The sequence below is a fragment of the Metamycoplasma buccale genome, from assembly GCF_046774455.1.
Classification (GTDB): domain Bacteria; phylum Bacillota_I; class Bacilli_A; order Mycoplasmatales; family Metamycoplasmataceae; genus Metamycoplasma; species Metamycoplasma buccale.
The window spans coordinates 129,421-149,821 of record NZ_CP177249.1 but is presented as its reverse complement, the minus strand read 5'-3'; the positions used below and the strand labels follow the sequence as shown (position 1 = coordinate 149,821).

The window sequence follows — 20,401 nt, the reverse complement described above, 5'->3', positions numbered from 1 at the left end:
ACATTATGGAATTAGATTTATATTTATCAGAATTACAAGATCTTATTAAAAAAACAATTATTAACTATGAAACCCAAATTACTAAGGTTGTTGTTGGAAGAGCTAACCCCGCTTTAGTAAATAAAATTAAAATTAATTATTATGATTCTATGATTAGTTTGGATGAAATTGCAGCTATTAGCATTGCTAGTCCATTGCAATTATTAGTTAAACCTTATGACATTGGTGTAATTAAAACAATTGAAAAAGCAATTATGGATTATAAATTAAATGTAACTGTAGTTAATGAAGGACACCAACTGAGATTAACATATCCACAAATGACTACAGAAAAACGTGTCGAAATGGTAAAACAACTTAACATTATTAATGAACAAGCAAGAGTTGGTATTAGACAAGCTCGTCAAGATATTAATAAAAAAATAAAAAATGATAGCGAACTTTCTGATGATATTCAAAAACATTACTTAGATATTATTCAAAAAGAAATAGATAAAGCGATAGCAAAAATTCAAGAATTATCAAATGAGAAAGAAAAAGATTTAATGACCATTTAGGTCATTATTTTATTATCAATAATAATTTGGTCTTAATCATTATTTAGTTATAATTTAAATACAAATATGAAAAACACACTAAAAAGAGCAAAGTCTGCAATTATTTTATTTATTCTTATTCTTCCTATTTTTTTTATAACTTATTTTGGAAAAATACAAGGAAAAATTATTGGTGTCATTTTTTATATTATTTTTTCTATTTATGCAACTTATGAAATAATTCAACACAATAAAATAAACTTCATTTGAAACTATATAATAAGTATTTTAGTAATATTAAGTTGAATATTTCCCTTTGAATTTTGGTATTTATTTTCTGATAAAAATGTAATAAATAAAACCGGGTTAGATATTAATTCAACAACAGAAATTTTAAAAAATTATGTTTTTAATTATTCGCTAAAATTTAATATTTTTAATCACATTGGAATTTTTATAAATATACCTTTAATTACAATTATTATGGCCATTAATTCGCCCAAGTTTAAAAATAAGTATGATTTTTTTAAATATTATTTTATAACTATTTTTGTTGCTATCTATATGCCTGTTTTTAGCAAAATTTTATTTGTTTACAATATGTCAAACTTATATTATCTTTTTGTTATAGCATTGATTCCTATAGTGGTAGATACAATGGGTTATTTTGGTGGAATGCTTTTTGGAATGAAACTTATAAAAAGAAAATTTGCACCTCATATTAGTCCTAAAAAAACTTGAGAAGGCGCAATCATTTCTTATATATTTGGAATGCTTTTTGTCTTTATTGCAATGTATTTAGGGAAAATTACTAATAATGTAACTTTTATATATTTTAGTAATTATAAACAATTAATCGTAGGTTTATTATTCCTTCCTGCCGTTTCAATTATTGGGGATTTACTTTTTTCATTTATTAAAAGATTAATGCATATAAAAGATTTTTCTAATTTAATACCAGGCCATGGTGGGCTTATGGATAGATTTGACTCAATATCTTTAGTAGCCATTAGTGCATCAGCTATTTTATTTATTGTTTAAAATTTAAGGGAGTATAACATGAAAGATTCTTATGATCAAAGTTTTTTAAAATTGTGTAAGGAAATAAAATTTAATCCTAATGATGAATTTTTAGGTACAACCTTAGACAAGGTTTATTTAGACAAGGATAAAAAAAGTTTTATTTTTGAAATAACATTAGATACACACATAAACATTGAAACTTTAAAAAAATTCAAACAAGCAATAAACAATAAATTTGCTAATTGTTCAATAGAAATTACTATTCGAAATATTTTAAGAAATAAACTAACTTTAATTGATTATTTAAAATATATTTTAGAAACTAAATTCCCAAAATTATATTTACTAAGAGCATTTTTAAACCCAGATAATATTAATTTAACTGAAAAAGAATTCATTCTTACGCTTAATAATAGAACAACACTTAAAGATTTTCAAAATCATACTAGTGAAATAAAGAAGGCTTTAGAATTAATAGGATTTGGATTTTATGAAATTAAATTAGAATTAATCGAAGATAAGCCAAAAGAAAAACGTTCAGAAAAAATAAAAAAAATCACTGAAAATTTTGATTCTTTAAAAAAACAAAGCAATGAAGTAGATAGTATAGAAAAAACAAGTTTTGGCTATAAAAGAAAAGAACATAAAAAAATTGAAATGTCTATTAAAAACGCCCTTAATTCATTTGAAGAATTTGTTACTACTAAGGGAGAAATATTTGCAATTGATTCAAAAAAAATTAAAGGTGGAAAAACAATTTTTACTATTGATATTTCTGATTATGATGAAGCAATTAGTGTTAAATATTTTATTGATGATGAAACCAAAATTCCTAAGTTAGAAAAAGGGCAAACCATAATTGTATCTGGAAAGTTAACTAATGATAAATATAGTGGTAGTAAAATGATTTTTGGAAATAATCCAAATGAAATAATTATTACTGAAGATATTCAAGTTCTATCTAAAGATTCAGAAGACAAAAAAAGAGTTGAATTAGCGTTAAGAACAAATATGTCTACACAAGATGGAATAAGCACACCAAAAGAATATTTAAAAGCTGCTAGAAAATATGGACATACTGCAATTGCAATTACAGATTTAGATGATGTGCAAAATTTCCCAGATTTTTATAATGATACAAAGAAAAATAAAGATATAAAACCAATTTATGGAGCAACATTAAGTTCCATTACAACTCATAATGACTTTTTCTTTAATTTCAAAGATTTTGCGTTTGCTAATCAAAAGTATGTGGTTTTTGATATTGAAACGACAGGTCTTAGTGCAAGGTTTAATGAAATTATTGAATTTGGTGCTGCAATAGTTGAAAATGGCAATATTGTTAAAAGAATCCAATTCTTTTTAAAACCTTCTCGTCCAATACCTGCTTCAATTACTAAATTAACAAAAATTACTGATGATTTATTAGCTGATGGTTATTCACAGGAAGAGGGGATTAAAAAAATTTATGAAATTTTAAATAACAATATTTCTGTAGCTCACAATGCTAGATTTGATATTAATGTATGTAAAGAAAATTTCGTTAAATATGGATTGGATACTTCTCATATCTATGGAATAGATTCATTAGCTATTTCATACTTTTTATTTCCTTATGAAAAAAGATTTAAATTAGGTCATGTTGCTAAAAGATTTAATATTTACTATGATAGTGAAGTTGCACACCGTGGAGATTATGATGCTGAAGTTTTAGCAATGGTATGAGTAAATATGATTGAAAAGTTAAAACGTGAATATAACATTTTAACTTCATCTGGTCTAGCAAAACAAAATCCTAAATATATGTTGGATAGGAAATTTGAATATGAGGTTAGACTGTTAGCTAAAAATCAAATTGGATTAAAAAAATTATTTAAACTAATAACAAAATCTTTAACTTCAAATTATTCAAATGGACCAAAATTTCTAATAGATAAATGAGAAAAAGACCCTGATTTATTATTGGGTAGTGGTGCTAATTCATCATGACTTTGAGATAAAGTTTTATATGGGACTAACGAAAACATTTTAAGAGCTATGGCTCCTTTTGATTATATTGAATTGCCTCCTATTAGCACTTTTAATTATTTATATAATGATGACTGAATTACAAGAGAACAAATTGAATTTGCCTATAAAGACTTAATTTCTAAAGCCAAATCATTAGGAAAAATATGTGTTGCTGTATCAGATGCAAGATATGTTTATGATTATCAAAAATTAATTCATGATATTTATGTTAATGCCCCAAGCTTGGGGGGTGGTCAACATTGATTAAAAAGATACCGCAAAATTGCTAGTCCTAACTTTAAATTTTTAAATACTACTGATATGAAAAAAGAATTTATTTTTTTAAATGATGGTAATTTAGTTAATGAAATAGTAGTAGAAAACACAAATAAAATAGCCAACATGATTAGTGATAATATTGAAGTTATTAAAAATAAGCTTTATGTCCCTACGTTTGATGATTCTGCGAAAAAACTAAAAGAAGTAGTTTACCAAAATGCAAAATTAAGATATGGCGAAAATATTGATAAAAAAATTTTGGATAGAATTGATCGCGAATTAAAACCCATTATTAAATATGGTTATTCCGTAATTTATTGAATTAGTCATAAATTGGTTAAAAAAAGTAATGAAGATGGATATTTAGTTGGAAGTAGAGGAAGTGTTGGGAGCTCAATTGTTGCTAATTTAGCAAACATTACTGAAGTTAATCCATTGGAACCTCATTATTTATGTAATAATTGTAAGTACTTTGAATGAAATTTAGATCCAAATATTTTTTCTGGATGAGATTTACCTAATAAAAATTGCCCTAAATGTTCAGAATTAATGATGCGTGATGGTCATAACATTCCTTTTGAAACCTTTTTAGGTTTTGAAGCCAACAAAGTACCAGATATTGATTTAAATTTTAGTGGAGAATATCAACCTATTATTCATAATTATGTAAAAGAACTTTTTGGAGAAAATCACACCTTTAGAGCTGGAACCATATCAACTATTGCCTCTAAAACCGCTTATGGATTTTGCAAAAAATATGCTGAAGAGATATTTAAAAATGAGGAAGTATGATCCAAACTTTATTTTGATTTTTTGGCGTCAAAAACTGAGGGTGTAAAAAGAACTACAGGGCAACACCCGGGAGGAATTATCATAATTCCTAAGGAATTTGATGTTGAAGACTTTACTCCTATTAATTACCCAGCAAATGACAATAGTAGCACTTGAAAGACAACACATTTTGACTTTACTACAATTCATGACAATGTTTTAAAATTGGATTTACTAGGTCATGATGATCCCACAGTTATTAAAATGTTAGAAGATTTAACCAATACAGATGCTAAAAAAATTCCTAAAATGGACCCAGAGGTCTTAAAATTATTTTCTTCGACCGCTTCTTTAAAAATAAAACCTGAAGATATTTCCGGTGAAACTACAGGTGCATATGGGCTTCCTGAATTTGGAACTCAATTTGTTAGAAGGATGTTAAAAACAGCAAATCCTCAATCTTTTAATGATTTAATATTAATGTCAGGTTTAAGTCATGGAACAGATGTATGAAGTGGCAACGCCGAAGAATTAATTAAACAAGGCAAAAAATTAAAAGATTGTGTTTGCTGTCGTGATGACATAATGAGAGAATTAATCGAATGAAAAATAGAACCTTTGAGTGCTTTTGAAATTATGGAAAGAGTTCGTAAGGGCAAAGGTTTAACTATTGAACAAGAAGATTTATTAATAAATAATAAAGTACCAATTTGGTATATTGATTCACTTAAAAAGATTAAATATATGTTTCCTAAAGCACATGCTACAGCATATGTAATTATGGCTTGAAGAATCGCTTGATATAAGCTATATCACCCGCTTCCTTTTTATGCGTCTTTTTATTCTAATCGTCCTGATTCAATTAACATAAAAATAATGAGCAGCGGAAAGCAAGTTGTTCTCTCAACACTTAATGATTTAAAAAGAAGAGTAGATAGTAAAACAAATCCTCTTTCAACTAAAGAAAATGATTTAATTCCTATTTTAGAAATCACCCAAGAACTTTATGCAAGAGGTTATAGTATAAAAAATGTTAGTTTAGAAAAATCATTAGCAAAAAACTGAATTATAGATGATAAAAACAAAGCACTTATTCCTCCATTTGTAGTTGTTGAGGGATTGGGAGAAACTGTAGCAGATTCAATTGTAAAAGCTAGAGAAGAACATGAATTTCTTTCAATTGAAGACATGAGCGAAAGAACTAAAATTAATTCGAAAATATTATCTGAATTAAAATCTTTGAATATTTTAGATGGATTGGATGAGACTAATCAAACAAGTTTATTTTAAAGTCACATAATGTGGCTTTTTTAATTTTATTCTATTATAAAGAGTTTTTTTAAAATTAAAATAGCCCAATTGTAAGGGCTATTATTAGAAAAATTTTATGTTTATATAAACTATATTTGTACAATAACTTTTAAAGCAAAAAAACGCATACAGAAAGGACAAAAAATAAAAATCCATTAAACAAAAAGGAGTTTAGATATGGGAGAACATTTTTAAACTTTACAAACAAGGAAAGGAGGAGATAGATATATAAAGCTTTTATATAAATTAAATGTTCCTAAGTTATTGTACATTTTAATTATATTCCTTGTCTACTAAATTAAGCAAATAAAATAATTATATTATTTACTCTAATAATTAGAAATATTGATTTGACTTATTTTTTGATAAAATTAAGTATAACTTTATGTGTTTAGGAGAATCAATAATGTCTAATAATAAAAAATGAAAAAAGAGAAAATTAAATTTAGAAAACTATAACCCAATAGTTAAGAAACAAAAAAGACAACTCTCAAATTCTTGAAAAATTGCTTTAACAGGATTATTTTTAATTGTTATTCCATCTTTTATTTTATTTTTATTAATCGGTAGAGATGGTTGAGTAATTCAAGCTTCTAAAAATTTTGATAGATGAGCAATGGAACTACCAATTGCCTTATCAATTTCAATTATTCAAATATTAGTTGTTTGCTTGTTAATCTGAAAATTTAAAATATATGGTCCAGAAAGTTTAAATTTTTTAATACCTATCACTTTAGCTATGAATTCATTTATGGTAACAAGCGGAGTTACACAATGATACGTAAGAGTTTTACCTGCCATTGCTCTAGCATTTACTGCAATCATCGTAATAGTTATTAATAAAAATATAGCTAAAAGAAAATTAGCTAAACAAGAACAAGCAAAAAAAGAAGAACTTAAAAAAATAAAATCATTATTAGACTAACTAACCTAATAAGGTTTATTTTTTTATAATTCAAGGAGGAAAAATGTATAAAAAAATTTCACTAGTTGATAAAGATATTGAAGAATTAATAAATTTAGAAAACATTAGGCAAGAAAATAATATTGAATTAATTGCTTCAGAAAATTATGTTTCAGAGGATGTACTAAAAGCTGCAGGTTCTTGCTTAACTAACAAATATGGAGAAGGATATCCAAATAAAAGATATTATGGCGGATGTGAAAATGTAGATAAAATTGAAATAATTGCTCAAGAAAGGGCTTGTCAATTATTTAAAATGAAATATGCTAACGTTCAACCTTATTCAGGATCGGTTGCAAATGCAGCAATATTTATGTCTTTACTTAATCCAGGTGATAAAGTTTTGGGATTGGCTTTAGATTCAGGAGGTCACTTGTCACATGGTTATAAAATATCATTTAGTGGTAAATTTTACAATTCTTACTCATATTCAGTTAATGAAAATGGTATATTAGACTATGATCAAATTTTAAAAATAGCAATGGAAGTAAAACCAAAAATGATTATTTGTGGTTATTCAGCCTATTCTCAAATTGTTGAGTTTGATAAATTCAAAAACATTGCTGACAAAGTTGGAGCATATTTATTTGCTGATATTTCACATATATCAGGTTTAATTATAGCTGGCATTCACCCTTCACCATCAAAATATGCCGATGTAGTTATGACTACAACTCACAAAACCTTAAGAGGCACACGTGGGGCTATAATTATGACAAATAATGAAGATATTGCTAAAAAAATTGATAAATGTGTTTTTCCTGGATATCAAGGAGGCCCTCTATTTCACCAAATAGCAGCTAAAGCGGTTTCTTTTTATGAAGCATTACAACCAGAATTTGTTGAGTATCAAAAACAAATAGTTAATAATGCAAATGCTTTTTGCAATCGTTTTATTGAAAAAGGAGTAAAAGTAATATCGGGATTAACCAAAAATCATTTATTTATAATTGATGTTAAAACAAGTTACTCTTTAACCGGAAAAGAAGCAAATGATATCTTAGCTTCTTTAAATATTACAGTTAATAAAAATACAATACCATTTGATACAGAAAGTCCATTAATATCAAGTGGAATAAGACTTGGAACTCCTGCTATGACTTCAAGAGGTTTCAGCGAAACTGAATTTATTATTTTGGCAGATTTAATTGATAAAGCATTAAGCAACCCCAAAGATATAAAATTACATGAACTTATTAAAAAAGAAGTTTCTAAATTAACTAGTTCATTTCCAATTAAAAGAAATTATTTAGTTAAATAAATTATAATTTTGATTATGAATTTATCTGATATTAAGCAAATTATTAACTCGGCCATTTTAACAATAGCAGGTATAATTGGATTTAAATCTTTGGACAATTCAAACGATAAGCTAGATGAGTCAAATATTTTAATTGAAAAATCAAAAAATGACGACCAAACTATTAATATAACTATGGGTTTAGTTATTTTATCAAAAGTAAGTGCAAAAAGCATAGTAGAAGCAATATATCAAAATTTAACATATTTATTAAGTAAAAATAACTTGAAGTTAGGTGAATTATTTATATACATTAAGGGAACAAATTAGAATGAAAACAATAACAGGAATAGAATGAAAAAAAGCTATTATTTCTGCTGCCAATAATATTGAGTCAAAGAAAAATGCTATTAATGCTTTAAATGTTTTTCCCGTTCCTGATGGAGATACGGGTTCTAATATGTGTTCAACTATTAGAATGGCACAAGACGCCCTTAACAACATTGATAATTCAAATATTGAAGAAGTAGCAAAATTAGTTTCACAAAATATGTTATTAGGTGCTAGGGGAAACTCTGGCGTTATTTTAAGTCAAATATTTAAAGGTTTTGCAAATGGCTTTAAAGGTAAAACTGAAATTACAACTTTTGATATGGTTAACGCTTTTGAAGAATCTTCAAAATCTGCTTATAACGCTGTTTTAAAACCAATTGAGGGGACTATTTTAACAGTTATTAGGGAAATTAGCGAAGGATTAAAAGAGGTTTTTGCTCCCGACAACTCATTTCTAGATTTATTTAAAGAAGTAATAAAAATAGCAAGAAAAAGTTGTGATAATACACCTAACTTATTAAAAATTTTAAAAGAAGTTGGCGTTACTGATTCTGGTGGTGAAGGTTTATTTGCTATTTTAGAAGGAATGAAATTATATTTTGAAGGAAAGCCAGTTGAATCTAATCGTACAGAAGATTTAATCAATAATTTTATTTCTGATACTGAAGTTTTTGAAGGTGAATTCGGTTATTGTACAGAATTTATTCTAGAACTTTTAAAACCTAGAAAATTCGATAAAGATAGTCTAGTAAAAAAACTTGAAAAATTAGGAACATCTATGGTAATTGTTCATGATGAATCTATTTTAAAAGTTCACATTCATGCTCAAAGACCAGGAAATATTTTAAATGCTGTTAATAGCTTAGGTCAGTTCATTAAAATTAAAATTGATAATATGACTATTCAAGCAAATAATAGTAAAGAAAATGCCTCAAAATTAACCAATAATGACGAAAGCAAAAAACCAAGCAAAGAATGTGCACTTATTTCTTGCAACTCTGGACAAGGAATAAGCGAATTAATTAGAGAACATGGTGCTAATTATGTAATAGAAGGAGGCCAAACAAATAATCCTTCAACACAAGATATTGTTCAGGCAATAAATTCAGTTGATTCTAAAACAGTTTTTATCTTGCCAAACAATTCCAATATTATTTTATCTGCACAGCAGGCTGCTACAATTGTTACAAATAAAAAAGTTATAATTTTACCAACAAAAAGTCAAGCACAATGTCTTGGCGTAGCCATGAACTTTTCTGAAGACAATTCTACAGAAGATAACCAAGAATTAATGAGTGAGGCAATTAAAAACATTAAGTATGGTGAAATAGCACCCTCAATTAAAGATACAAAATTAAATGGTATAAAAATTAAAAATGGCGATTTCATGGTAATCGTTGGAAATAAATTACAAGCATCCGCAAAAACTTATAATGAAGCTGCTATTATTTTGCTTCAAAAAATTATAGATGAAGATACACAAGCAGTTACTATCATTTATGGACAAGATGCTTCTGAAGCAGATGCCAAAGATTTACAAGATTATGTAGAAACAAATTTTGATGTAGAAGTTGAAATTTATTCTGGTGGTCAAAATATTTATCCATATTTTATTTCTGCTGAATAATAAGGAGTAATAATGCAAAGAAAAATTGTATTTGATTTATTAAATATTGACAATGGTGAAATTTTTGCAATAAAAGCAGCAAAAAAATTTAGTGAAGAAAATCCCAATTATTCCTTAATTTTAGTAGGAAATGAAAAAACAATAATTAAACTTTTTAAGACTATTCCTAACAATGTAAAAATTATAAATAATTCTTCTATTTTACATAAAACAGCAAATCCTAGAGATGCATTAAGATTGGATACTTCAATGCTTCAAGCGTTCCAATTATTAAGCGAAGAAAACGCTGATGGAATTTTAAGTAGTGGTGATAGTGGTTCTTATGTAATTTTGGCAACTTTAAAAGTTTCAAGAATAAATGGAATATCTAGACCTGCTTTTATGCCAATAATGCCAAGTATAGTAAATAAACATTTTTTATTATTAGATGTGGGTGCCAATATTGAAATTAAATCTAACTATCTAGTTGAATGATTTAAAATAGCAAATGAATATTACAAAATAATTTTTAATAGAGAAATTAATTCATTTGGTATTTTAAATATTGGAACAGAAGATTATAAGGGATTAGAAGCTTCAAAAGAAGCACGAGAGACCTTAAAATTAAACAATAAATTTGTGGGGTTTGTAGAACCTAAAGATTTAATTAATGGAAATGTCGATATTGCCCTTAGTGATGGATATGCAGGAAACATATTTTTAAAAACAATGGAAAGTTCATTTTTAGGTGTAGGAAGTTATCTAAAAAAAATAATTAGAAAAAATTTAAAAACAAAAATTGGTGGATTGCTACTTAAAAAAGAATTGAATCAATTTAAAAAAACTTTTGACTATAGAAATGTGGGAGGAGCTTTTATCATAGGCTTAAACAAAATAGTTGTAAAAGCACATGGTGGTAGTGATGAAATAGCATTTTATAGTGCATTAAAGCAGATAAAAAATGCTATTGAAAATAACATTATAGAAAAATTAAATACTACATTTTTAATGGGAGAGGAAAATGGGGAATAGTAGTAATTTTGAGACAACAGTTCATAATTTATTAATAAACTTAAAAATAGATATCACAAAAATAAAACACATTGAATATTTTTATCAAGCTTTTACACATACAACATTTGCAAATGAACATAGAAATTGTAAGAGCTTTCAATATTTAGAATTTTTAGGCGATGCTATTTTGCAATATGTAATTAGTAATGAAATTTTTAAACGTTATCCAGATTATAAAGAAGGTGAAGCAACAAGACATAGAAGTGCAATAGTAAGCAATAAAAATTTATCAAATATTGCTAAAAAATTAGGATTAATGAATTGTGTAAGAACTGGGAAAAATGCTTTTATTAATGGCAAAAATGAGAAAATTGATTCAGATTTTTTTGAATCTTTTATTGCGGCTTACTATTTAGAATTTAATCTTAATAAAACAATAGAATTTTTACAAAAATATTTGTTTCCTTCAATTGAACAATTTAGCAAATCCAACCTAAAAGACCCGAAAACTATTTTTCAAGAATTTATTCAAATGCATAGCAAATCGCTTATTCATTATCATAGCGAGGAAAAAGATAATGAATTTGTTAGTTTAGTTATAGTTGATGGTCAAACATATGGCATTGGAAAAGGAAAATCAAAAAAAGAAGCGGAAAAAGCAGCAGCAAGAAATGCACTTGAACATTTAAATTTTTAATTAAAGGCATTTTTGCTTTTTTTTATTTTCATTTTTAATTTTATGTTTAAATTTTAAATAACTAAATTGAGGAGAGAATTATGATAAAAAAAATGAAAGCATTTGTGGTGAAATCACCAAAAAACTGATCTATAGAAGAAGTTGAAATTCCAAAACCTAAATCTAAAGAAGTTTTAATCAAATTAGAAACAACGGGTATTTGTCATACTGATTTGCATGCAGCAAATTTTGATTGATTAGTTGAACCTAAGTATCCTTTAATTCCAGGTCATGAAGGAATTGGAATAATTACCGAATTGGGTAGTGAATGCAAAAGATTTAAAATAGGAGATAGAGTTTGTTTGGCTTGATTACATGATGCTTGTGGGCACTGTGAATTTTGCTTGCGAGGTGAAGAAACTTTATGTCCAAATCAAAATATGTCAGGTTATACAGTTAATGGAACATATGCTGAATATGCTATTGGACATGAGGATTATGTTGAGGCAATTCCTGAGGGATATGACATTATTTCGGGGGCACCAATTGTATGTGCAGGAGTAACAACATATAAAGCACTAAAACGCTCAAATTCTAAACCTGGAAACTGAGTAACTATTATTGGAATTGGTGGATTGGGACAATTAGCAACACAATTTGCCAAAAGCATGGGATATAAACCTATTGCAATTGATATTTCAGATGAAAAGTGTGAATTAGCTTTAAAATCAGGAGCTATTTATGCATTTAATTCTACAAAAATAAATGTTATTGAAAAAATAAAAGAAGTAACAGGCGGTGGAACTCATTCAGTTATTAATACATCTATTTCTACTTTTGCTGGAGAACAAGGCATGGAAATATTAAGACGTGGGGGGAGACAAGTTTTAGTAGGTTTACCATCAAAAGATAAAATAGGTGTTGCTAATTTAAGTGTTTCTACATTTTGAACTGTTCTTTTAGAAAAAGAATTAGTTGGATCTATAGTTGGTACTAGATTAGACTTAAAAGAAGCAATTCAATATGCTAATGAAGGAAAAGTTAAATCAGAGATAACAAGAGTTATTAAATTAGAAGATATTCCTGAAATTTTTGACAAATTACAAAAAGGTGAATTTTTAGGCAGAGCTGTTGTTGATTTTAGGAAAAAATAAACAATATAAATATTTCAATATGCTAACATTATTAATGAAGCACAATGATTGATTCATCTTCATTATTTAAAGGCATTATTACTCATACAGGCTTATGGGGAGCAATTATTTCAACCATAGTAATAACATTACTAGGTTTTTTGCTTTATAAATTTAAAGTTTTAAATGATAATTCAACTATAAGTATTCAAAAAATTATCATCAACATTCTTTTACCTTTTTTAGCATTTTATTCGTTCTTAAAAAATGCAGATAAAACAGATTTAAAAACCTTTGCAATAGTATTTGGTTTAAGCATAATATATTATGTTTCGCTTACTACTATTGCAATTTTTTGAGTCAAATTTCTGCCAAAAATGATTCCTAAAAATGTCATTCACAAAGCAGAAATTGAACATGATAGGTGAATTCAAACATTAAATATTAATGAACGAACTGTTTTCAATAGTTCTACTTATTTAGAAAAAATCCAAAGAAAACATTTAGTGACATGATTAATGTGTATTTATGGTTCTAACATTTTGTTTGCAACTCCAATTATTATGAGTGTGTATCCCAATGGTATTGAATTAGGAGCATTAAATGTATGAAACATTCTTTATTATGTTGGTGGTTTTGGATTAGCTTTTTCATTGCTTTCAGGCGTTAAGTTTACAAAAAAAGAGTTTAAATTTACAATGAAAAAAGCATTTTTAAATCCCGCTTTTATTGCAATGATTATTGCTTTTTTATTATGAAGTTCTCAATATATTCCTGGAGCAGGGGTTACATACAAAGATATTAATTTTAAAGGATGAACTAAATTTGGAAATAATGCATACGAGCAACTTAATTTTATAAAGCAAGCGATATTTGGACCGTCATTTTCATCATTATTTGGAATTAAAGAACATGGAATAATGAGGTGATTTATATATAATGAAATTGAACATATATACGTACCTTATAATGGGAATCCAACAGGATGATTCGATTTAAATGTAACAATGCCCTACATAGCAAAACCAATAAATATTTTAGTTTCATTAATTAGTCCTCTTATTTGAATAATTATTGGGACTAGTTTGGCTAAAACAAATTTAAAAGAAATGTTTTTAACTAAAGCAAATTATTTATTTTTATTATATAAAGTAGTTTTAATACCTTTATTTATTCTATGCTTAATGATTCCATTAGTGATAACAAAGCAACTGAAACCATCGGTTGGTGCTATTTTAGTAATGACAGGAGCAGTTCCACCTGGGGCAACTATTACAATTTATTCACAACATTTTAAAGTTCATGAAAAGTATACTGCTCAAGTAAGCAGTTTAAGTACATTATTAAGTTTTATTTTTATTCCTATATGATTAGTTTTAGGAATAGTTATTTTAAATTTATTGTAAATAAAAATAAACTCCAAATTAGAGTCTAAATTTAATAAAAGTTTTTATGTTGTTAAATGTAAAGAGTGACATTTTTTGTAATTGTAATTGTTGTTTCAGAATCAGATGCAAAACTAGTACTACTATTAATTGAATATGTTATTTCAAATATAAAATCAAAATAAAGTTTTCCATCTCTTTCCTCAAAATTGGAAATTTTCTCAAATTTTACGTTTATATTATTTATTTGAAATTTTTCTTTAATTAAATTCTTAGTATCGCTAAAAGCGTTTTTTAATGGTTCGCCTTGATAGCAAAATAATCACACACTATTTTCGTCTTTTATAGTAAATTTTTCCCCGTTATTTTGTTCCCTCATTACCATTCAATTTTCATTAGAACCAAATAACTCCCTTTTATTTTGTTCATCTATTATTTCAAAGCCAGATTTTTTTTGTGATTTTTTATATAAATCTTTAATTTTGTTTTTTATAGTTACTCATTTTTGGTCTGCTAAGTTTTTTTGAATAATTCCAAATCATTGATTTAATTCGTTTTTATTTATTTTTGAGAATCCATTTATATTTGAATTTATTACTTGTGAAAAATAGTCTTTATCATTTTTATTCATAACTAGTTGATAAGAAACATATAATTCTCCAGTAGAATCATTTACATTAACAGCATAGTCTTTAATATATATTTTTGAGGCATTAAATAATTTTGTATATTTATCTTCATTTTCTAATTCAAAAAAATTATGCGAAACATTAATTCCTTTTTTATAGAAAGATTTATATTTTGAAGCATATTCGTTTTTAACATCAACATTTTTGCGAGTTATTTTTGTTAACAAATAATTTAAAACATCGTGTTCGCTATAAGTAGAATCGGTAATTTTTTGATTGAAAGCATGAACAATAGATTTTGTAATTGTTTTAGCGTCGGTTTCACCTTTTACTAAAACTTTATATGTAACTTCAATTTCAAGATTAAATTTTCAATCATTACCATTTTTTATTAACTTAAAGTTCTTAATTTTATAGTTATTTGTGTTTAATAAAGCAAGAATATCAGTTTTTTCTGTAGTTACTGTGTCAGTGGTTTCTAAAATAGAAAAATATTTTAGTAAGTCACCATTATTCAAATTTTTTATATTTTCAATAGTTTTATTTTCTTCTATTAATTTAGGGAAATTTAATTTAGCAGTAATTTGATTATTTAAAGAAGAAATTACTTTTTTAAAATCAGAAATTGATAATGAATCAACTTTAAAATTTTTGTTTTTATATTTTCCTTCAACACTTATATCAATAATTCCATCTAAATCATTATAACTATTGATAGTAACCTTAGTTATTTCAAAATCACCGTTTTTAACATTTTTTAATAAACTAATATTTTTAGAAGCAAGATTATTTTTGTTTAACTTAAATAAAGCAATTAACTCATTATATTTACTTGCATCAAAATGATCTTCACTAGGGTTAGAAGATTGTTTAAAATTAGTAAACTCTTTAGTTACTTCTTTAGATTCGATATGATTTGTTTCATCTAAAATAGAATATTTAACAATGATTTTTTTATTATCTTGTTTTAATTCTTTTAAGACGAATTTATATCCACTTTTTATTTGATATTGATATTTATTAATATCTTTAGCTTCATCTAGAGTATATTTTGAAGCGTCAATAGTTAATTGAAATTCTTTTTCAGCATAATCATCAAGTAACTTTTGTTTTTGATTTTCAGGATTATTTGGTTTGGGGTTTGGTTTTTTATTATCAACGCAGGCAATGCTACTTAATGCTAAACTTGCCATAATTGGGCTTGCCATTCATAATAACAATTTATTCTTTTTATTCATAATTTCTCCTACTTAATTAAATTTTATTTATTATATATTAGAACAATAAATATGCTTGTTTTAAGCTTTTTAATTGAAATAAAAAACAAAAATAAACACAAAATCTGCTCTTTTTTATGTATAAAAATTTAAATTAATATTTTACTTCACTTTTTTATTACTACAATAAAGTTGTATTTTTTGGTTCTTTTCATGGACTTTCTTTATTTATATGATCGATAAACAACTTTCCTTGTAAGTGATCATATTCATGTTGAAAAACAATTGCTGTGTACCCTGATACATCATATTTTTTTATTTTTTTTTCATAATATGAATATGCTTCCATTACTACTCTTGCATATCTTGGCACGTATCCTTCTTGATCAGGATAATTTTCATTAACACTCAAACAACCTTCTCCTTCTGATATTGCCATTTTATGTTCAGAATGTCCTATCATTTTAGGGTTGATTAAAGCGTCTTTAAAAATAACATTGTTTTCATTATCTTTTATTAATATATAAAAAATTTTTTTAGGAATACCATATTGAATTGCTGCCACACCAACAGCTGGTCTAAATTTTGTATTTTCTTCTTGGCTATTATCTACATGAAAAATCATCTTTTGTATAAGATTGTCATCTTCTTTAGAAAGTGGCAAAGAAACTTCTTTTGACTTTTCTCTTAAAACTTTATTAGGTAATTCAACTAAAGTTACATCTTCAAATTTAAACATATCTATAATTATAAACAAAAAGTATATATAGGCAATAATCAATTAAATTTATGCTAAAATAAAGAAAATAATTTGGAGATTTAAATAAAAATGACACCTTCCCCGTTGAGTTGATATGAATATTTAATATGAATGACTGTTTTATTGATTTTAATTGTATTTAGTGCGATTTTTTCATCTTGCGAAACCGCTTATACTTCAATTAATCCAGGAAAAATAGAGTCACTCGTAGAAAATAAAGTAAAGGGTTCAAAAATAATAAAACGACAATATTTAGCTTTCAATAGAACGCTAAGCACTGTTTTAATAGCAAATAATTTGGTTAATATTGCTTCATCTGTTTTATTTTCATATTTATTAGGAACTTTGTTGCAACCTTATTTGGCAGCATGAATTTCAACTTTAGTTATGACACCAATTATTGTTGTGTTCGCTGAAATTATTCCTAAATTAGTTGCCAAAACTCACCCATTAGGTGTAATTAAAGCTTTTTTCTGATTTATAGAAAGTTTATATTGACTTTTTATTCCTATTTCTTATCCTATTTCAAAAATTGGAAAAAAAATTTATATAACTAACACAGAAGAAGATGTAAAAAATCTATTAAATATTGCTAAAAATGAACATATTCTTGAAATTGGTGAATCTTCAATGGCACAAAATGCTCTAGACCTAGATTCAACAAAAGTATCGCAACATTATATTAAAATGAAAAACGTTGATTTCCTAAATTCTAGGTCAACTTTGCAAGAAGCTTTAGATAAATTTAAAGAAACCAATTTTTCTCGTTTACCAGTTGAAAAAGATGGTAATATGATTGGAATAATTCATTTAAAAGATATTTTCTTTTTAAAAAAAGGAAATATTATGAATTACATTAAAACAGTTCCTAACGTTTCTGCCAATTCAGTTTTATCAGTTGCTTTAGAAAAAATTAGAAAAGCAAGAGCACAAATGGCTTTTGTATTAGAAAATAATAATTCCGATCAAGTAATTGGAATTATTACTATTGAAGACATTTTAGAAGAAGTAGTTGGTGAGATATATGATGAATATGATACTGACGAACAAATTTATGAAATAAGTTTAGAAAAATGTATGGCAAAGGGTACTGTAAAACTAAAAACACTTTGAAAACAATTAGAATTTGAAGACGTTTTAGGATTGCCATTGCCAGAAGAAGATATAGATAAAACACTTTCGATATGACTTGAGGAAAAAGTCGGTCATTCATTAAGAAAAAATAGTAAATTTGATTATGAAGACAAAATTTCATTTAAAGTAATTGAAAAAAAATCTAAACAAAAAAATTATGATGTTATAAATATTGATTGAAGCAATTAATTTTAAATTAAAGCACTACTCTTTTTAAGGAGAGTGTTTTTATATATATTTAATACCTTAATACAAATTTATATAAATTAATATATAATGATAACGTTAAAAGTATTTAACAAGGGTGTGAGGCTCCTTGACCGTATAATAGGTCCAAATGTCCAAAAGGAGAAAAATAATGTCAAATTATGAAATTATGATTCTAACCGACCCTAAATTTTCTGTTGAAGAATTATCAAAATTACTTCATAGTGTTTTAAAACAAGAAAATACAAAAATAGAAAAATTAGAGAGAAGTGAATTAGCTTATCCTATTAAAAAATTAACTCATGCTAATTATTACTTAATAAACACAAAATCTGCTCCTAATGTTTTAGCAGAATTAACAAGAATTTTAAATATTAGCAAATTAGTTTTAAGAACTTTGATTATTAATCTTGATACCGAAAAAGGTATGAAACCTAAAAAAATTAAACCTAAATTTCAAAAGAATTTTACTAAAAAACCTAATACCAATTTTTCAAAAGATGAAAGAAAACCTTTTGTTAAAAAAGCTGATAGTGAATCATCACAACAATCTAATGAAGGATCTATAGAAACAAAAGCAAACGAAAAAAAATCTAGACCAAAAAAGGAAACCATAGAAGTTAAAGAATAATTTTTAGAAAGGAAAACTAAATAATGAATAAAATCATTTTAACTGGGCGTTTAACAGCCAAGCCTTATCAAGGATTCACTGCTTCAAACATTGAATACTCAAGGTTTACATTGGCTTGCAGAAGAAATTATTCAGATGCAAATAATGAACCTGTTTTGGATTTTGTGCCATGTGTGGCATGAAGACAAAATGCTGAATTTATTAATAAATATTTAGATAAAGGTTCACTTATTTTAGTTGAAGGTGCATTTCAATCTTCTAGAGTTACAAATAAAGATGGTGCTGTTTTAACATCATATACAATTAGTGTTGATAGAATTGAATCACTTGAAACAAAAACAGTTACAGAAAGTCGTAAAAAATTAAACACTCAAGAATTTAGTATTCCTACTGCTAATGATTATTCAATACAAGAACCTGAAGCAGAAAAAGTCACATCTAATAATAATGTAGAAGATGACTTTGCTGATTTAGAATGATAATTTAAGGATTTTATAATGGCAAGAATTGTTAGAAAAAAACCTTTTGTTCGTAGACGTCCATGTCAATTTTGTTTAGATAGACAAAATCCAATAGATTACATTGATTATAAAGATGATTTATTACTATCAAAAATGGTTAATATGCAAGGTAAAATTTTATCTTCAAGAATTACAGGAACATGTGCAAAACACCAACGTGCTGTTGCACTTGCAGTTAAAAGAGCTAGATATGTTGCAATTTTACCTTACATAGGTTCAATTAAAAGAGAAAAAGTAGACAATGCTCAAGATAATGTTGCAAAAAGAGAAATCAAGGTCGAAAACAAAGAAGAAAATGTAGAAATCAAAGCTAACTCAGAAGAATCAAAACCAAGAAAAACTACTAAAAAAGTTACTAAAGAAGTTAAATAATAATTTCTTAATTATTTATAGACGGTTGCTTTATAGCAATCGTTTTTATTTTAAAATAAATTTATTTAATAAAAATTAATTATCATTTTAACATGTGAAAATATCTTAAAAGCGCCTCAGACCAAAATAGTTGATTAATACATCCTAATTCTGAAATTGTTTTTTGAGGAAGATCTAATGTAGGTAAATCTAGTTTAATAAATACATTAGCTAATCAAAAAATTGCCAAAACTAGTTCAACTCCCGGTAGAACTCGTTTAATTAACTATTTTGAAACTACAAATAAAAAGATTTTGGTTGATTTGCCTGGATATGGTTATGCATCTATGAGTAAAAAAATGCAAACTAAAATATCAGGAATTATTGATCATTATTTTAGAAATCAACACAACCCAAAACATGTTTGTTTGCTAATTGATGGAAAAGTTGGATTCACCCCCATTGATTTAGAGATGATTCAATATTTAAAAAATTTATCAATTAAATTTAACATTATAATAACCAAAATTGACAAAGCAAATCAAAGTGAAAAACACTATGTTAAAAAGCAAGCATTAGAAGTAGATGATGAAGCTAATATTTTTATTGTTTCCGCTGTTAAAAATATAGGAATTACTGATTTAATAGATTTTTTTAATTTTTAATTTAT

General features: G+C 26.0%; 17 protein-coding genes and 1 pseudogene. 16 read left to right on the top strand and 2 right to left on the bottom strand.

Annotation, left to right across the window (positions count from 1 at the left end; genetic code table 4):
- The first annotated feature begins 5 nt into the window (after positions 1-5).
- The 11 genes from ACLFP3_RS00625 (at position 6) to ACLFP3_RS00575 (ending at position 14,302) form a co-directional block, all read left to right on the top strand.
- Positions 6-557 (top strand): ribosome-recycling factor, encoded by a 552-nt coding sequence (locus tag ACLFP3_RS00625; protein WP_412031668.1) that lies wholly within the window; start codon positions 6-8, stop codon positions 555-557.
- 66 nt (positions 558-623) lie between these two features.
- On the top strand, positions 624-1,577 hold the full coding sequence (locus tag ACLFP3_RS00620; RefSeq protein ID WP_412031667.1) for a phosphatidate cytidylyltransferase: 954 nt from the start codon (positions 624-626) through the stop codon (positions 1,575-1,577).
- 18 nt (positions 1,578-1,595) lie between these two features.
- Positions 1,596-5,909: a PolC-type DNA polymerase III gene (locus ACLFP3_RS00615; RefSeq protein ID WP_412031666.1), complete on the top strand. Its 4,314-nt coding sequence runs from the start codon at positions 1,596-1,598 to the stop codon at positions 5,907-5,909.
- A gap of 427 nt (positions 5,910-6,336) precedes the next feature.
- A complete protein-coding gene (locus tag ACLFP3_RS00610; protein WP_412031665.1) occupies positions 6,337-6,855 on the top strand; it encodes a hypothetical protein in 519 nt (172 codons plus the stop codon).
- Positions 6,856-6,898: 43 nt separating this feature from the next.
- Positions 6,899-8,155, top strand: coding sequence for a serine hydroxymethyltransferase (gene glyA, locus ACLFP3_RS00605; RefSeq protein ID WP_412031664.1), 1,257 nt, complete (start codon positions 6,899-6,901; stop codon positions 8,153-8,155).
- 15 nt (positions 8,156-8,170) lie between these two features.
- Positions 8,171-8,464, top strand: coding sequence for a hypothetical protein (locus ACLFP3_RS00600; protein WP_412031663.1), 294 nt, complete (start codon positions 8,171-8,173; stop codon positions 8,462-8,464).
- Between the two features lies 1 nt (position 8,465).
- Entirely contained in the window at positions 8,466-10,094 is a 1,629-nt protein-coding gene (locus tag ACLFP3_RS00595; protein WP_412031662.1) for a DAK2 domain-containing protein, read from the top strand.
- A gap of 12 nt (positions 10,095-10,106) precedes the next feature.
- Positions 10,107-11,105 (top strand): phosphate acyltransferase PlsX, encoded by a 999-nt coding sequence (plsX, locus tag ACLFP3_RS00590; RefSeq protein ID WP_412031661.1) that lies wholly within the window; start codon positions 10,107-10,109, stop codon positions 11,103-11,105.
- A complete protein-coding gene (gene rnc / locus ACLFP3_RS00585; protein WP_412031660.1) occupies positions 11,095-11,784 on the top strand; it encodes a ribonuclease III in 690 nt (229 codons plus the stop codon). The genes plsX and rnc overlap by 11 nt, the downstream gene beginning before the upstream one ends.
- A 92-nt stretch (positions 11,785-11,876) precedes the next feature.
- Entirely contained in the window at positions 11,877-12,917 is a 1,041-nt protein-coding gene (locus tag ACLFP3_RS00580; RefSeq protein WP_412031864.1) for a zinc-dependent alcohol dehydrogenase, read from the top strand.
- Positions 12,918-12,961: 44 nt separating this feature from the next.
- The gene (locus ACLFP3_RS00575; protein ID WP_412031659.1) at positions 12,962-14,302 is read left to right on the top strand and encodes an AEC family transporter; all 1,341 of its coding nucleotides are present in this window, start codon (positions 12,962-12,964) and stop codon (positions 14,300-14,302) included.
- A gap of 52 nt (positions 14,303-14,354) precedes the next feature.
- Here ACLFP3_RS00575 and ACLFP3_RS00570 read toward each other — a convergent pair whose 3' ends face one another.
- Positions 14,355-16,148, bottom strand: a complete 1,794-nt coding sequence (locus tag ACLFP3_RS00570) for a hypothetical protein (RefSeq protein ID WP_412031658.1) — start codon at positions 16,146-16,148, stop codon at positions 14,355-14,357.
- A 160-nt stretch (positions 16,149-16,308) separates the two neighbouring features.
- Positions 16,309-16,866 (bottom strand): peptide deformylase, encoded by a 558-nt coding sequence (gene def, locus ACLFP3_RS00565; RefSeq protein ID WP_412031657.1) that lies wholly within the window; start codon positions 16,864-16,866, stop codon positions 16,309-16,311.
- A 90-nt stretch (positions 16,867-16,956) separates the two neighbouring features.
- Between def and ACLFP3_RS00560 the strand changes: the two genes are divergently transcribed.
- From ACLFP3_RS00560 to yihA, 5 genes and pseudogenes are all read left to right on the top strand, one after another.
- The gene (locus tag ACLFP3_RS00560) at positions 16,957-18,210 is read left to right on the top strand and encodes a hemolysin family protein (protein ID WP_412031656.1); all 1,254 of its coding nucleotides are present in this window, start codon (positions 16,957-16,959) and stop codon (positions 18,208-18,210) included.
- Positions 18,211-18,379: 169 nt separating this feature from the next.
- Positions 18,380-18,859 (top strand): 30S ribosomal protein S6, encoded by a 480-nt coding sequence (rpsF, locus tag ACLFP3_RS00555; protein WP_412031655.1) that lies wholly within the window; start codon positions 18,380-18,382, stop codon positions 18,857-18,859.
- 23 nt (positions 18,860-18,882) lie between these two features.
- Positions 18,883-19,341, top strand: coding sequence for a single-stranded DNA-binding protein (locus tag ACLFP3_RS00550; protein WP_412031654.1), 459 nt, complete (start codon positions 18,883-18,885; stop codon positions 19,339-19,341).
- A 15-nt stretch (positions 19,342-19,356) separates the two neighbouring features.
- Positions 19,357-19,629: pseudogene (gene rpsR, locus ACLFP3_RS00545) on the top strand (30S ribosomal protein S18); the annotation flags it as partial.
- Between the two features lie 215 nt (positions 19,630-19,844).
- Entirely contained in the window at positions 19,845-20,396 is a 552-nt protein-coding gene (yihA, locus tag ACLFP3_RS00540) for a ribosome biogenesis GTP-binding protein YihA/YsxC (protein WP_412031653.1), read from the top strand.
- The last annotated feature ends 5 nt before the right edge of the window (positions 20,397-20,401 follow it).